Origin of the sequence: Sphingobacterium athyrii, assembly GCF_003071065.1 — a bacterium.
Classification (GTDB): Bacteria; Bacteroidota; Bacteroidia; order Sphingobacteriales; family Sphingobacteriaceae; genus Sphingobacterium; species Sphingobacterium athyrii.
This window is the reverse complement of sequence record NZ_QCXX01000001.1, coordinates 1,008,422-1,024,355: the sequence shown is the minus strand read 5'-3', so window position 1 is coordinate 1,024,355 and position 15,934 is coordinate 1,008,422. Positions and strand designations below refer to the sequence as shown.

Sequence of the window (15,934 nt, the reverse complement as noted above, 5' to 3'; positions counted from 1 at the left end):
GATTGGTGGATACTGTTCGCCTACAGCTCGTTTTTTAAAAAAAAATCCGAAATAGAATGAATCAACCACAAGAATTTTTAGATGACCGGGTTTGTATGGCGGTCGAGGCATTTCAATTTTTGAAATCCACGACGATTGCTGTGCGTGCTGCATTTATGCATGCTGTTGCTGATAAAATTGAGGGATTAGGCCCTGAATTGTTAGACACTGCCCATGCGGAGACGGCACTTCCTTTAGTCCGGCTCACAGGAGAGAAAGCGCGTACGGTAGGGCAGTGGCGCAGTTATGCCAATGCGGTAGCGTTAGGTATCTATACCGAAGCCCGCATTGATTTGCCAAATAGTGAAACAGGTAAAAGTGATATTCGGAAGTTTAATTTGGGGATAGGGCCAGTAGTGGTATTTGGAGCGAGTAATTTCCCATTTGCCTTTTCAACAGCTGGCGGTGATACGGCGAGTGCGATCGGCGCAGGATGTCCGGTAATTGTTAAAGGACATTCCGGGCATACCCGAACGTCGACTATGATGGCTGATGCGATCGCCGCGGTTATCAAAGATTATGGCTGGCCGGAAGGGGTCTTTAGCCATATTCTAGGGGATAATGTCATAGGAACAGATACGAAGATAGGGGCCTATCTGACTGCTCACCCAAGAGTTAAAGCGGTCGGATTTACCGGATCATACTGGGGGGGAAAAGCCTTGTTTGATATTGCTAATCAGCGCGAAGAACCGATCCCCGTGTTTGCCGAGATGGGTAGCGTAAATCCGGTGTTTGCCTTTTCACAGCTGTTAGAGGATCGCGCTGAAGCACTGGCCAAGGAATATGCGGCTTCGTTGACCTTGGGTGTAGGACAGTTCTGTACCAATCCCGGGGTATTTATAGCGGTAAAAGGCGATGGTCTGGAGCGTTTCAAAAAAGCGCTGGCATCGGCCATCCTTGCTACTGCACCGGCTACAATGCTAAATACGGGCATCTATGCGCATTTTGAAAAAAATAAAGCGACTTTAAGCGGACAGGCTGAGGTGAGCATGCTCGCAGAATCAAGTGTCGAAGCCGTCCAAGGGCAGGGCCGTCCCAGAATCATCAGTACCTCAGCACACAATTTTTTAAAAAACCAGGTATTGAGCGAAGAAGTATTTGGCCCTTTTGCTGTCCTGGTGGAAGCTGAAAATGCGGAGGAAGTACTGGCAATTGCGCGACAGCTCAAAGGACAGCTAACCATTACCATTGCAGCGACAAACGAAGATGTGCGGGTACATCAGGAGATTTTCAATGTGGTGAAAGATAAAGCGGGACGGCTGCTGTTTAATGGTATGCCAACCGGGGTAGAGGTGGTCTATGCCATGCAGCATGGCGGCCCTTTTCCTTCCTGTACGGATCCGCGATTTACCTCTGTCGGACCGGATGCGGTGAAGCGTTTTGTACGCCCCTTAGCTTTTCAGAATTGGCCTGATGAATTCCTGCCAGTGGAGTTGAAAAATGAAAATGCATTGGGCATCGTACGTATCGTAAATGGTAGTGCGACAAAAGCAAGTATTTAAGACATTTTTGTATAGCAACTGATGAAGAAAACATTTTTTTGTATCGACTCCCACACCTGTGGATGTCCGGTGAGGTTGGTCGCAGGAGGAGCACCGGTGCTGCAAGGGCATTCGATGATGGAACGCCGGCTACATTTTATAAAAGAATATGACTGGATTCGTAAAGGATTGATGTTTGAGCCGCGTGGACATGATATGATGAGCGGGAGTATGCTTTATCCGCCTATAGACCCCAACAACGATACCGGCGTACTTTATATTGAGACGAGTGGATGTCTTCCGATGTGTGGCCACGGGACGATCGGTACGGTGACCATTGCCATCGAAGAGGGGCTGGTAAGACCTAAAGTACCTGGAAAGCTCCGTCTGGAGACACCCGCAGGCTTGATTCTGATTGATTATGTACAAGATGGGCCAAAGGTTAAAACCGTGAAACTCACAAATGTCAAGTCTTTTCTTTACAAAGAAGGGCTTAGCGTCGTATGCCCGGATTTGGGGGAGATTATCGTCGACGTTGCCTATGGCGGAAATTTCTACGCCATCGTTGACCCTCAGAAAAATTTTAGGGACATCAGTGATTTTTCGGCGAGCCAGCTCATTCATTACGGGAAAATTATTCGCCGTTTACTCAATGAGAAAACGGACTTTATTCATCCCGAAGATGAAAATATATATGGTCTTAGCCATATTCAGTGGACCGGAAAACCAACTAAGGCAAATTCCACGGGAAGAAATGCGGTGTTGGTAGGTGAAAATGCATTGGATAGGTCTCCTTGCGGTACGGGAACTTCTGCGCGCATGGCACAATGGTATGCCAAAGGGAAGTTGAAAAAGGGAGAGGAATTTGTTCATGAGAGTTACATCGGTTCGCAATTCGTCGGTCGTATCGAAGAAGAAACGACGACAATAACGGGCCAGCCAGCAATTATTCCTTCGGTAGAGGGATGGGCAAGAATTACGGGCTACAGTCAGATCATTATTGATGACGAAGACCCGTATAAAGAAGGATTTCAGGTTATGTAATTATTATTAAAATAGCAAAAAACGTGTCAACACAGCATAAAGGAAAAGTGGCTATCATAGGAGCGGGTATCGCAGGATTGTCCACCGCTTATTATCTCTTACAGGATGGTTGGGAGGTTCAGATTTTGGAGAAAGGTGACGGGCTGGACAATTGTTCCTATGGAAATGCAGGAATGATCGTTCCCAGCCATTTTACCCCATTGGCCGCACCGGGCATCGTGGCACAGGGAGTAAAATGGATGTTGAACAGTAAAAGCCCGTTTTACGTCAGACCCACATTGAATCTTTCATTGATCGACTGGGGACTGAAGTTCCTGAAACATGCCAATGAAAAACATGTAAATCGAAATGCAGCAGCGATACGTGATCTGAATCTTGCGAGCAGCCGCTCATATGATGAACTGGCCCGGCAGGAGGGGTTTGATTTTGAGCTTAGGCAAAACGGTATTATGATGCTCTACAAGTCCGGTCATGTCGAGCAGGAAGAAATTGAACTCGCAGAAAAAGCCCAAAACCTGGGACTGGATGTAGAAATTTTTGATCAGGCAGGCATTCAGGCTTTGGAGCCTAATCTACGAATGGATACGATCGGCGGTATTTTATACAAATGCGACGGTATCTTGTATCCCCCAAAACTAATGAAAATATTGACAGACTACCTGCTTGCCCATGGGGTACAGATCAACTATCAGACGGAAGTGACAGGGTTCAGGTTTTCAGGCAAAAGGGTGTCCGAAATCGGTACGTCAAAAGGAGCATTTCATGCTGATGAAATTGTCGTAACCGGGGGAGCATCGCTACCGGCATTAGCGTCGAAGCTGCATTTAAAGTTGCCTTTAATGCCCGGAAAGGGGTATTCTTTCATGTATAATACAACGGGCAATAACCAGATGATCCATGCCGCTTTGCTCTTGGAGGCTCGCGTAGCGGTGACGCCAATGAATAATCAGATTCGCTTTAGTGGAACTATGGAATTAGGTCCGGCAAATGATAAGATATACAGCAATCGCGTCAAAGGTATCGTCGAATCTATCCCTAAATATTTCCCGGATCTACAGGTCGATTATCCGCAGGATATCTGGTTTGGCTACAGGCCGTGTTCACCGGATGGACTTCCTTATTTGGGCAGGACTTCCAAATATGGCAATGTCAGCATCGCGGGGGCAGGGGGGATGATGGGTTTGAGTCTGGGACCTGCTTATGGAAAAGCGATTACGGCTTTACTGTCCGACAAAGCCACCGAAACGGATATTAGGGGCTTTAGTCCGGATCGGTTTCAATAGACAAAAATAAATCAAATGATGAAGAAAAACCACAATAACCCTAACCCAAAGAAATTTATAGTCATAGGCGTGCTTTGTATGGCTTCTTCGCTAACAGATGCCCAAGAGATGGATTTGTATCAACACACAACACCCATTGAGCCTTATATCATTCAATACCGCCATGATCTGCAGGCTGTTAATTACTTTTATGGCCCTATGCCCAAAAACTGGGGATTTCAGCAGTCAGCGGCCTCCCCCGAGCAGATCAATAGACTGATCAAAGTAGATGATGACTATTTGGCTAAACTGAAAAGTTTTGATTATAAGCGGCTGAATACCAACGGTCAGGTCGATTACGTGCTATTGAACCAAAAAGTGCTGCGGCATAAAGAGGAGCTCAAAGAGACATCCGCTTTATATAATCGGTTGCAGCTTTACTTACCGTTTGCGGACAATATCCTTCAATTTGAACAGAAGCGTCGCAGGGGTGCCGCGGTCGTGGGAAAGGACGTGGCGGTAATATTTGAAAAAACCACAGATCAGGTCGAGGCGGCGATCCAAAATCTAACAAATGTATCATCGATCGAATCTGCCGATGTCAATTTTTTGGTCAATATGGTAGAGTCATTGCGAACCCGTTTGGAAAGCGCATTTGATTTCTATAATGGATATGATCCGATGTTTACCTGGTGGGTGCCCAAATCTTATGAAAGTTTAAACGAAAAATTAAATCAATATAAAAGTGCTTTGCAGGCCAGGAGCAATTGGAAAGTCTTTAATGATGGCAGTAATATTGGCGGACAGCCGATCGGAAAAACTGCGCTTGACAAAAAGCTGCGCGAAGAAATGATTGCTTACGATGCGGATGAACTCTTGCGTATCGCAGATCAGGAATGGGAATGGTGTGTGGCAGAGTTATTAAAAGCTTCCCGTGAGATGGGATTCGGAGACGATTGGAAAGCAGCGCAAGAAAAGGTTAAAAATACCTATGTACCGGAAGGACAGCAGCCCGGTCTGATCAATCAGTTATATGATCGAGCTCAGACATTTATCAAGCAGCATAAGCTCATCACGATTCCTGAACTGGCAGATGAAACCTGGGGGATGATCATGATGACTCCTGAGCGGCAATTGGTCAATCCATTTTTTACGGGAGGACGGGAGATCAGTATTTCTTATCCAACCAATACCATGACCTATGACCAGAAAATGATGAGCATGCGCGGTAACAATCCATACTTTTCTTTGGGTACGGTGCAGCATGAACTCAATCCGGGGCATCATTTACAGTATTTTATGAATAAAAGATATAAGCCCTATCGGGAGCAGAATTTCAATACACCATTCTGGACCGAAGGCTGGACCTTATATTGGGAGTTACTGTTGTATAGAATGGGTTTTGCCAAGACACCGGAAGAACGTATCGGGATGTTATTTTGGCGAATGCATCGTTGTGCGCGGATTACTTTCAGCATTAAATTTCATTTGGGCGAATGGACACCGCAACAATGTATAGACTACCTAGTCAACAAGGTCGGCCATGAACCCGCAAATGCACATGGAGAGGTGAAGCGATCTTTTGAAGGTTCTTATGATCCTTTATATCAATTGGCTTATTTGATCGGTGGCCTACAGCTGTTGAGTATCAGTGATGAATTGGTCGGGTCGGGGAAAATGTCTTACGCGGAATTTCATGACCAGGTCATCAAGGAAAATTACTTACCCATGGAGATGGTCAGGGCGACATTGACAAACCAAAAGCTTGAACCTAACCATCAGGCGAAATGGAAATTTTATAATTTTAAATAAGTGTGATCCAACCCTAAATTATGAGTAATCAGGAAAATAGTCAAGATTTCAAAAAGTCATTGGGTTTATTGGACGCAACGATGCTCGTTGCCGGAAGCATGATCGGCTCGGGGATCTTTATTGTATCGTCGGATATCGCCCGAAATACGGGTTCTGCCGGCTGGCTGATGGTGGTGTGGTTGATCTGCGGATTTATGACGCTGGCTGCCGCCTTGAGTTATGGTGAGCTCAGTGCCATGTTTCCGAAAGCCGGTGGTCAGTATGTTTATCTCAAAGAAGCCTATGGACCGGTGGTCAGCTTTACGTTTGGCTGGACTTTTTTTGCCGTTATCCAGACGGCTACGATTGCAGCCGTAGGGGTAGCTTTCGCTAAGTTTACAGCTTATTTATTTCCGGTACTGGATGAAGATGTTTATTTGCTGGTGATAGGAGACTATCATATTTCATCTGCTCAGGTGTTGGCTATTGCTGTTATTTTGCTGCTCACCTTTATTAATACCGGTGGTGTAAAGAATGGTAAGACAGTACAGACCGTGCTGACACTGATCAAAATATTAAGTTTGGTGCTGCTGGTCATCTTCGGCTTTGCGGCTTTCGATCCGGAGGTCTGGAATCAAAACTGGTCTGCAGCGCGTATGTGGAATCTACAGCGATTAAATGTGGATGGATCGACAGTGGATTATGCTACCTTCGGTGCATTTGGTGCGATGTCTGCAGCACTTGTGGGGGCATTATTCAGCAGCGATTCCTGGCATTCATCTTCTGCGGTAGCGGGCGAAATCAAGAATCCACAACGCAATATTGGTTTGAGTTTAGCCTTGGGTACCCTGATCGTGACGGTGATCTATATTTTGACCAATGTGATGTATACCGGTGTGTTGACGATCGAACAGATGTCCAGTGCACCTAAAGATCGCGTGGCTATGCTCGTGGCGCAAGAAATTTTCGGTCCCGTTGGAATCGCCATCTTGGCGATCATGATTATGGTCAGCACTTTTGGCTGTAATAACGGACTGATTCTGGCTGGTGCAAGGATCTATTACTCCATGGCTAAGGATGGTTTGTTTTTTAAGAAGACAGCGACCCTAAATAAGAATGCAGTACCGGCTTACGCCTTGTGGTTACAGGCGCTCATTGCATCGATATGGTGTCTGACAGGTAAGTATGGTGATCTGCTGGATATGATTACCTGCGTGGTAGTTATGTTCTATGTTTTGTGCATCATCGGCATCTTTTGGCTAAGATATAAACGACCGGATGTACCGCGGCCTTATAAAGCTTTTGGCTATCCTTTTATTCCGGCCGTCTATATTTCGATGGGGATCTCGTTTATTGTTTTGTTGGTCATCTATAAACCGCAATTTACCTGGCCGGGCATTATTATCACACTTTTGGGGATTCCGTTATATTATTTTGTGAAACAAAAGGAAGCGAAGACATAAACCTACTTATTTTTAATCTTGCCTGGTTGCAATAGGAGGCAAAACAACACATAGGATTTAAAGAATAACAGATATGAAGTTAACATTTACAGCTGTTTTATTGATGATATTTCAGCTTACGACAATGGCACAGGGGACATTGGCGGACTATAAACGTGCCAAAGAGATCAGAAGTTCATTTGGCAAGGTATATCAGGTACCACAGCAGATTATCTGGTCTGAAAAAGGAGATAGTTTTTGTTATTGGGTGAATCAGAAAGACAACAAAAGGAGCCTATATCTGGTGGATGCGCTCAACAGAAAAAAAATAGCTACCGATGTTGCCCTGATTGAAAAACAGTTATCCGCTCAGCTGGGTAAAGAAGTGAAATTAGGTGTTTTGTGGGGAAGGGATCTGAAAGTGCTGTCGGCAAACGAGGTTGAGTTTACGGAAGACAACGTGGTGTGGAAGTGGAATGGGGAGGAAAATAAGCTGAGCAGATTGCGTGATATGCCTACAACTGGTACTGACCGTCGATCGGGTGGATATTGGGGAGCACGCTGGGACGATAGTAAAGGTGAACCGACAGATTCGCCCGATAAGGTCTATACGGCTTATATTAAAAATAGCAATGTATATATCCGCAAAAAAGAGGATTCAAAAAGTGAGCGCCAGTTGACCTTTGATGGAAGTCCCGGGGAGTATTATAGCGCCCGTATCCAATGGTCCAATGATTCAAAAAAATTGGCTGCTTCAAAAGTGAGGAAGGCTGAAATCAGACAGTTGACTTTATTGGAATCTTCGCCGACTGATCAATTGCAGCCAAAATTGCAGACCAGAGACTATAATAAACCCGGAGATGCGCTGTCGCAATACTATCCGACCATTATTGATGTCATCGGGGGGCGGGTGATAACGGTAGATCCTGCTCAGGTAGCCAATCAATTTTCACTTTCTGCACTTGTATGGAAAGCGGATAACAGTGGAATCACATTTGAATATAACCAACGTGGTCATCAACGGTACGATGTGATGGAATTGAGTGCTATGGACGGAAAAACCAGAACCGTTATTTCAGAACGTAGTGCGACATTTATTGATTATAGCGGAAAGAAATACCGGAATGATCTCAAAAAAACAGCGGATATCATTTGGGCGTCGGAACGTGACGGATGGAATCATCTGTATCTATTTGATGCAAAAACAGGTGCATTGAAACAGCAGATCACAAAAGGAAATTGGGTGGTGCGCAAAGTTGTCAACGTCGATGAAGATAACAAAAAGATTATTTTTGAGGCGAGTGGCATGCATAAGGAAGAGGATCCATATCTTATCCGTTATTATGCAATTGGTTTTGATGGCAAGGGTTTGAAAGAACTTACTCCGGAAGCAGCCAATCATCAGGCAACATTTAATGCGGACCATTCTTTATTTGTCGATCTATATTCCCGGGTTGACCAGGCTCCGCAGGCCGTATTACGTCGGGTAGCCGACGGACAGATCGTCATGAATCTGGAACAGGCGGATATTTTGGAGCTGGAGGCTACGGGATGGCGTAAACCTGAAGTGTTTAAGTCGTTGGCCAGAGATGGTAAAACTGATATCTGGGGCATTATCGTCCGGCCACGAAATTTCGACCCGAACAAAAAATATCCGGTGATTGAGTATATCTATGCCGGTCCACATAGCGCCTTTGTTCCGAAATCATTTTCAGCTAATCCGGCAGGACTTGCTGAGCTTGCTGAACTGGGCTTTATCGTGGTGCAAATCGACGGAATGGGAACGTCCAATCGTTCAAAGGCTTTTCAGGATGTCGCCTGGAAAAATCTGAAAGATGCGGGTTTCCCTGACCGTATTGCATGGATGAAGGCTGCCGCGCTTAGATATCCGTCTATGGACATCGAAAAAGTCGGTATTTATGGCACTTCTGCCGGAGGACAGTCATCTGCCGGAGCGCTCTTGTTTCATCCTGAATTTTATAAGGTAGGGGTTTCATCCTGTGGCTGTCATGATAATCGTATGGACAAAATATGGTGGAATGAACAATGGATGGGCTGGCCGATCGGGCCTGAATATGCGGCGTGTTCTAACATTGAAAATGCGTATAGATTAGAAGGAAAGTTGCTGTTGATCGTAGGGGAGCTGGATGATAATGTGGACCCTACATCAACTTACCAGTTTGTCAATCAGTTGATCAAACATGGTAAAGATCATGATTTCATTATGGTTCCAGGAATGGGGCATGCCTCTGGCGGTGATTTTGGAGAAAAGAAACGTCGCGATTATTTCGTGAAACACTTACTCGGGGTAGAACCTCCGGCCTGGAATACTTATTAGCGAACAAAAATCGAGCTTGCGAGCTCATAATTGATGATATAGCGATGAAAAGTTACCTATTTTTTTTGCGTTTTATTCTTGTTGCCACAATACTGACGAAAGGGTTCGTTATGGTACGGGCACAAAGCGGTGATCAGATATTGGATGGAATCGGTGAAACGGGCATGATCGCGCGATATGTATTTAACGGAGATCTGAAAGATTGGTCCCGCAACAACCTGCATGCTACAGCCGGCCAGCATGCTACTTTTGTCAACGACAAGCGCTTTGGAAAAGTGCTGTCGCTATCGGGTGAAAAAAATGATTTTATACAGATCCCTGCCGATGCATTGACCGATATGGAGTCATTGAGTATCTCGGGGTGGATTTATTTGCGTTCGAAAAGAGAAGGCCAGGTTTTATTTGACTTTGGAAAAGATGCGCATAAGCATTTCTTTGCGGCTCCTTCGGGAACGAATGCTCAAGCTGGGTTCCAAAGTGTAATGACTACAGGAGAAAATAATCAAAAAGGAGCTATCGCGCCGGCATTGGTATTGAATAAGTGGGTTTACCTGACGATCGTGGTGGATATTCCCGCTAAAACGATGACGACTTATGTAGATGCTGTACCTGTTGGTGAATCGAAGCAAATACCGCGTGAATTGACGGAAGTGTTTGGATCATCCGGAGATAAGAATAAATTGTATATCGGAAAATCACTTTTGGCAGGATCGCCGACATTGGATGGTATGTTGCATGATTTTCGGATCTACCGTGTTCCGTTGAGTAAAAATCAGCTTACGGGGATTTATACCAATTCGCAACGTGGAGTAAGCAATCGTGCTGTAAATGTAACTAAGGTAGAGGATAACCTGCCTGAATTTCCATTGACGCAAGCGCAACTCTATAATGCATACTTGCTTGCTGTCCCGGATGTGCAGGTGGAAACGGCATTGGGAGATTTGCCACGTTTGCCAAGCTATGTACCGGGCACCTATAAAGAGGGAGTGATCGGTCCCAAAGTACGGGTATTATGGCCTTCGCCAGCGGATAACAGTACCGTTCTGGAAGCCGGACGTTATACCATTACGGGCCGGGTCCCGGGAACAACGATACAGCCTAAAGCAATCGTGACCATAAAGGCAGGCAAGACCGCTGCCGCACCAAAGTTGAAGCTGGAAGCTTTTGATCTTAGTCAGGTTTCCCTGCAAGCTGACGCGCAAAATCAAGAAACAAAATTTATTGAAAATCGGAATAAATTTATCAAGACTTTGGCGGCTACTGATCCCAACTCTTTTCTCTATATGTTTCGCGATGCATTTGGACAACCACAACCGCAGGGCGCTAAACCGCTGGGGGTATGGGATAGTCAGGATACCAAACTCAGAGGCCATGCGACGGGTCATTATCTGACTGCGATCGCACAGGCTTATGCGAGTACCGGATATGATAAAATATTGCAAGCTAATTTTGCCGGGAAAATGAACTACATGGTCAATACGCTGTATGACCTGGCTCAATTGTCGGGTAGACCGCAACAGGCAGGCGCTGCGTCCGTAGCTGACCCGACCGCCATCCCTTATGGGCCGGGTAAATCAACCTATGACTCGGATCTGAGCCGCGAAGGAATCCGCACGGATTATTGGAATTGGGGGGTGGGCTATATTAGCGCTTATCCACCGGATCAATTTATTATGTTGGAAAAAGGAGCGAAATATGGGGGACAGAAGACACAGGTTTGGGCGCCCTATTATACTTTACATAAAATTTTGGCCGGCTTAATTGATATCTATGAAGTGAGTGGCAATGAAAAGGCGCTTCAGGTGGCCACGGGTATGGCAGACTGGGTGCATGCGCGGCTTAGTCAGCTGCCAAAGGAAACGCTGATACAGGTGTGGAATACGTATATTGCCGGTGAATTTGGAGGAATGAATGAGACATTGGCACATCTTTACCGCATCACCCATAAGGAGCATTATCTGAAAACCGCGCAATTTTTTGACAATATCGATATGTTCTTTGGTAATGCGCAGCATGCACATGGATTGGCTAAGAATGTCGATACTTTTCGTGGATTGCATGCCAATCAGCATATTCCACAGATTGTGGGAAGTATCGAGCTATATCAGGTTTCCAATCTGCCGGAATACTACCGGGTGGCCGACAACTTTTGGTACAAAGCTGTAAATGATTACATGTACAGTATAGGCGGGGTCGCGGGCGCGCGCAATCCGGCCAATGCGGAAGTTTTTACAGCAGAACCGGCCACCTTATATAAAAATGGTTTTTCCGAAGGTGGACAGAATGAAACCTGTGCAACTTACAATATGCTGAAATTAACAAGCAACTTGTTTCTTTTTGACCAACGCACCGAATATATGGATTACTATGAACGCGGATTGTATAACCATATTTTAGCTTCTGTGGCTGAAAATACGCCGGCTAATACGTACCATGTGCCTCTGCGACCGGGAGCAATAAAGCAATTTGGAAATCCCGATATGACGGGCTTCACCTGTTGTAATGGTACTGCAATCGAGAGTAGCACCAAATTGCAAAATAGTATTTATTTTAAAAGCAGGGATGATCAGGCTTTATATGTCAATCTATTTATTCCTTCTACTTTGGAATGGACCGAACGGAAGGTGACTGTAGTGCAGAAAACGAGTTTCCCAAAGCAAGACGAGACGGAGCTGACCATAAAAGGGAACGGCAAATTTGATCTTCATGTTCGTGTGCCGGGCTGGGCAACTAAAGGATTTTATGTGACTGTTAACGGTAAAGATCAAAAAGTACAGGCAGAGCCGGGTACATATTTGAAATTGAGCCGAAACTGGAAGAACGGTGATCGTATCAAGCTCAAAATGCCTTTCCAGTTTCATTTAGATCCGGTCATGGATCAACAGAACATTGCCAGTTTATTTTATGGACCGATCTTATTGGCGGCTCAGGAACCTGAGGCGAGAAAAGACTGGCGTAAAGTGACGCTGAATGCAAAGGATATCAGCAAATCTATCACAGGTGATCCGCAAAGTTTAGCGTTTAAGATTGATGGGGTTGATTTTAAACCATTCTATGATACCTACGGACGACACTCGGTTTATCTGGATGTTACATTGAAATAATTGCACTATATGCTAAAATTTTGAGGGGTACTTTGCTTGGCGAAGTACCCCTTTTTTTACAAATACAAGCCATAAAATTATTCCCACTCACTTTTCTTGCCCCATCTCAACCGATCAATTGGCTGAGATCATAGTCATGATGGTTGACGATCATTTTTTTAATGATGTCTGACTGTTGCCTTTGGTTACAATCGAAGCGCGATTGGTTAAATTCGGACTGAAATCAGACCTGATTCTACGTTAACTTCGAATATCAGTTAACAACTAATATCAATTAACCAAATTAATCAATCATGAAAAACGCAGGTCTTTTATTAGTCCTAGTGCTTCTCCTTTCTGTCGATTTATTTGCACAACAGGTAACAGGCGTTGTTCGGGATGTTTCGGGAAGTGCAATGGTAGGAGCTACGCTGAGAAATTTGTCTACGCAGATAAGTGCGCAAACGAATGGCAAGGGGGAGTTTACGATGGTAGCAAAATCAGGCGATATTATCGAGGCAAGCTTGCTTGGATATGAATCAAAGCGACTAACGGTCAGTTCGGAATCACGGCTAAATTTTGAATTGAACGCCACATTTTCCACGTTGGATGAAACCGTTGTCATTGGCTATCAAAAAGTCTCCCGAAAGAAAGCCACTGCAGCGATTTCCAGCATCTCGGGAAAAGAACTGGCGAATCTGCCGGCGGCAAGTTTTGACCAGCTTCTTCAGGGACGTTTATCGGGGGTAAATGTTCAGAACTTTACAGGGGAACCTGGGGCAACCCCCACAGTTCAGGTACGTGGAAATACAAGCTTAAATCGGGAGTACGATGAATTTAGTGTCGGAAATGCACCTTTGTATGTCGTTGATGGCGTTCCTCAGCCACCGCAACAGTACACTTCGCCGGTAACGGGAACGGGCACAAATTTTATAGCTGGCATAAATCCGCAGGACATTGAAAGTATCGATGTACTGAAAGATGCTTCTGCTGCAGCCATCTATGGATCAAGGGCTTCCAGTGGTGTGATCCTGATCACGACTAAAAAAGGGATCAGCCGGGAGCCACAGGTGATGGTTTCGGCCTATACAGGATTGACACAACGGCCTGAGCTGCGGGATGTGGCATTGGGGGCCGAAGAGCGAAGGCAAAAGATGCGCATCTTAGAAGAATTACAGCAATATCGTCCTGACATTGAAAATAGAAATATATCTCTTTTGCTTACCGATAGCTTAAATCCCGCTTTTAACGGATCAACCGATTGGCAGGACATGTATTATCGGAAAGGGATGGTGAACAATGCGGATCTGAGTTTGAGCGGCGGCGGCCCGGGAGGATCCAATTATCGTTTCAGTGCCGGATTATATGATGAGCAGGGAATTGTCAAGGCTACGGGGTTCAAGCGCTATTCAACACGGTTGAACTTAATGTCCAAAGCGCTGAATGAACGCTTGATGATCAATCCGATTGTAGCTTATTCGCGAACGGAGCGTACCCGGGCTGGCGGCGGTGGAGTTGGAGTGACGGCCAGATACACGCCTGCATCGTATTTCAACCTGAGTGAAACGCGAAAAAATTATCTTCTTGGGATGTACAATGATGATTCGGATGTAAATACGGGAAATCAATTTACATTCAACCTGAATCTAGGGTATGATTTTTCAAAAGCGTTGAAATTTACATCTCAGACTTCTTATATCTATTCAAACAGTAGGCGTGATGTGAGCACACCTTCTTCCGTGGCTAATTTTACCGGAAACAGACAGGATGTCTTTTCCGATAATCAAGTCAATGTGCTGTCCTCTAATTATTTTAGTTATAATAAAGAATTTAATAAACATAGCCTGAGTATGATCTTGGGCAGTGACCTGGAATACAATCAATACCGGTCTGTGGGGGCAGGTGCTTCCAATGGTGCTTCGGACCAGATTAAAGTCATCCAGGGATTTCAGCAACGTTATCTCACTGCTTTTTCCGATTATCAGGCTTACAGTATGGCTTCTTTTTATTCGCGGCTGGCTTATGACTATGATTCCCGTTATTTGCTGTCAGCAAGTATACGCGGGGATGGTTCATCTCGTTTTGGGAAGGGCAATAAGTGGGGGTATTTTCCTTCTGCTTCAGTTGCATGGCTGGTTTCGGAAGAATCTTTTATGAAAGACGGGCAGTCTCCGTTTTCCATGTTAAAACTCCGTGCCAGTTTGGGCACGACAGGTGGATTACCGGGCAATAATTATCTACAGTATAATCTTTACAGGGTCAACGCCGGAAATTTCTGGGGAAATGACAATGCTACTTCCTATAACGGTGTCACCGCCATAACACCCAATCTTGTCGATGGGGTGGCGCAGCCCAATATCAGCTGGGAGCGCTCCATGCAATGGAATATTGGTTTGGATGGTGAGATTGCCAATGGACGGTTTTCTTTTGCCTTTGACGTTTTTAATAAGGAAAATAAGCAATCTTTATTTGATGTAGCCCTGCCTGTGACAACCGGATATGACCGGGCATTGACCAATTCGGTGGGCGTCCGTAATTATGGCGCTGAGGTGGTCTTGATGGCCAATCCGCTGCCAAGGACCAGCCCTGTGCAGTGGTTCAGTCGCCTGAATGTCTCCTATGTGCGGAATAAAATTATGAACCTTCCTAATTCGGGCCGGGATTTGGTGGTCTCCGGTTCCCGTTTTGATAAAACACATATTTTATCGGTGGGCAGCCCGATCAATACCTTCTACTTTTACCAGACTTTAGGAATCTATTCCACGCTCAACGATATTCCGATCAATCCCCTGACAGGTGAACGCTATAATGCCGGTGGAAGTGCCTATGCACCGGGTGATATGTGGATCAGGGATGTGGATGGAGACTATATGACCGATCCTTTCAATGATGGCATAAACCCTGATAAACTTCCGCTCGGCGATCCAAATCCTAAATTCACGGGCGGCTGGACAAATAATGTGACCTGGAAGAATTTCAATCTTGGCATACTCTTCACCTTTTTGTTCGACAGAGATGTGCTCAATTTATATCAATCTGATCTATTTGAGAACGGTGCTGCGACCAATTCAACCTATGATTTTGCACGGTATGCGACACCGGATTTTAGTAAGATCAATATCTGGCGTCAACCGGGCGATCGTGCAGATTATCCGGCTTACCCTTTAGGATCCTGGCGCTACTATACGGTGGCGGGTCAGACATTTTTCATGGATAAAGGAGACTATTTCAGAGTGAAAAGTGTGAGCCTTTCTTACAGTCTGCCCAATCGTTTAGTATCGGGATGGGGGATGAAGAGTATTCGGATGTACGGCATCGTGGATAATTTAATGATGTTCCAGCGTTCGAAAAGATTACCGGATGCCGAAGCTGTAAATTATTATGGTGAATATGAGGGCAATGGTTATCCAATCCCCAGAAAGTTCACGTTTGGTGTGGAGTTACAATTTTAATC

The 15,934-nt window shown here is 45.2% G+C and carries 8 protein-coding genes; all 8 read left to right on the top strand.

Annotated features, from left to right (window positions below):
• Positions 1 to 56 precede the first annotated feature (56 nt).
• Positions 57 to 1,541 (top strand): aldehyde dehydrogenase (NADP(+)), encoded by a 1,485-nt coding sequence (locus tag DCO56_RS04550; protein ID WP_108632521.1) that lies wholly within the window; start codon positions 57 to 59, stop codon positions 1,539 to 1,541.
• Positions 1,542 to 1,562: 21 nt separating this feature from the next.
• Complete coding sequence (locus DCO56_RS04545; RefSeq protein WP_108632520.1) at positions 1,563 to 2,564, top strand: 4-hydroxyproline epimerase; 1,002 nt, start codon at positions 1,563 to 1,565, stop codon at positions 2,562 to 2,564.
• Positions 2,565 to 2,587: 23 nt separating this feature from the next.
• The gene (locus DCO56_RS04540; RefSeq protein ID WP_108632519.1) at positions 2,588 to 3,847 is read left to right on the top strand and encodes an NAD(P)/FAD-dependent oxidoreductase; all 1,260 of its coding nucleotides are present in this window, start codon (positions 2,588 to 2,590) and stop codon (positions 3,845 to 3,847) included.
• 15 nt (positions 3,848 to 3,862) lie between these two features.
• The gene (locus DCO56_RS04535) at positions 3,863 to 5,638 is read left to right on the top strand and encodes a DUF885 family protein (protein ID WP_219929308.1); all 1,776 of its coding nucleotides are present in this window, start codon (positions 3,863 to 3,865) and stop codon (positions 5,636 to 5,638) included.
• Positions 5,639 to 5,658: 20 nt separating this feature from the next.
• Positions 5,659 to 7,080 (top strand): APC family permease, encoded by a 1,422-nt coding sequence (locus tag DCO56_RS04530; RefSeq protein WP_108632517.1) that lies wholly within the window; start codon positions 5,659 to 5,661, stop codon positions 7,078 to 7,080.
• Positions 7,081 to 7,153: 73 nt separating this feature from the next.
• Entirely contained in the window at positions 7,154 to 9,397 is a 2,244-nt protein-coding gene (locus DCO56_RS04525) for a S9 family peptidase (RefSeq protein WP_108632516.1), read from the top strand.
• 44 nt (positions 9,398 to 9,441) lie between these two features.
• Positions 9,442 to 12,501 (top strand): beta-L-arabinofuranosidase domain-containing protein, encoded by a 3,060-nt coding sequence (locus tag DCO56_RS04520; RefSeq protein WP_108632515.1) that lies wholly within the window; start codon positions 9,442 to 9,444, stop codon positions 12,499 to 12,501.
• 293 nt (positions 12,502 to 12,794) lie between these two features.
• Positions 12,795 to 15,932 carry a SusC/RagA family TonB-linked outer membrane protein gene (locus tag DCO56_RS04515; protein ID WP_108632514.1) on the top strand — a complete coding sequence of 1,046 codons (3,138 nt, stop codon included), beginning with the start codon at positions 12,795 to 12,797 and terminating at the stop codon, positions 15,930 to 15,932.
• Positions 15,933 to 15,934 lie beyond the last annotated feature (2 nt).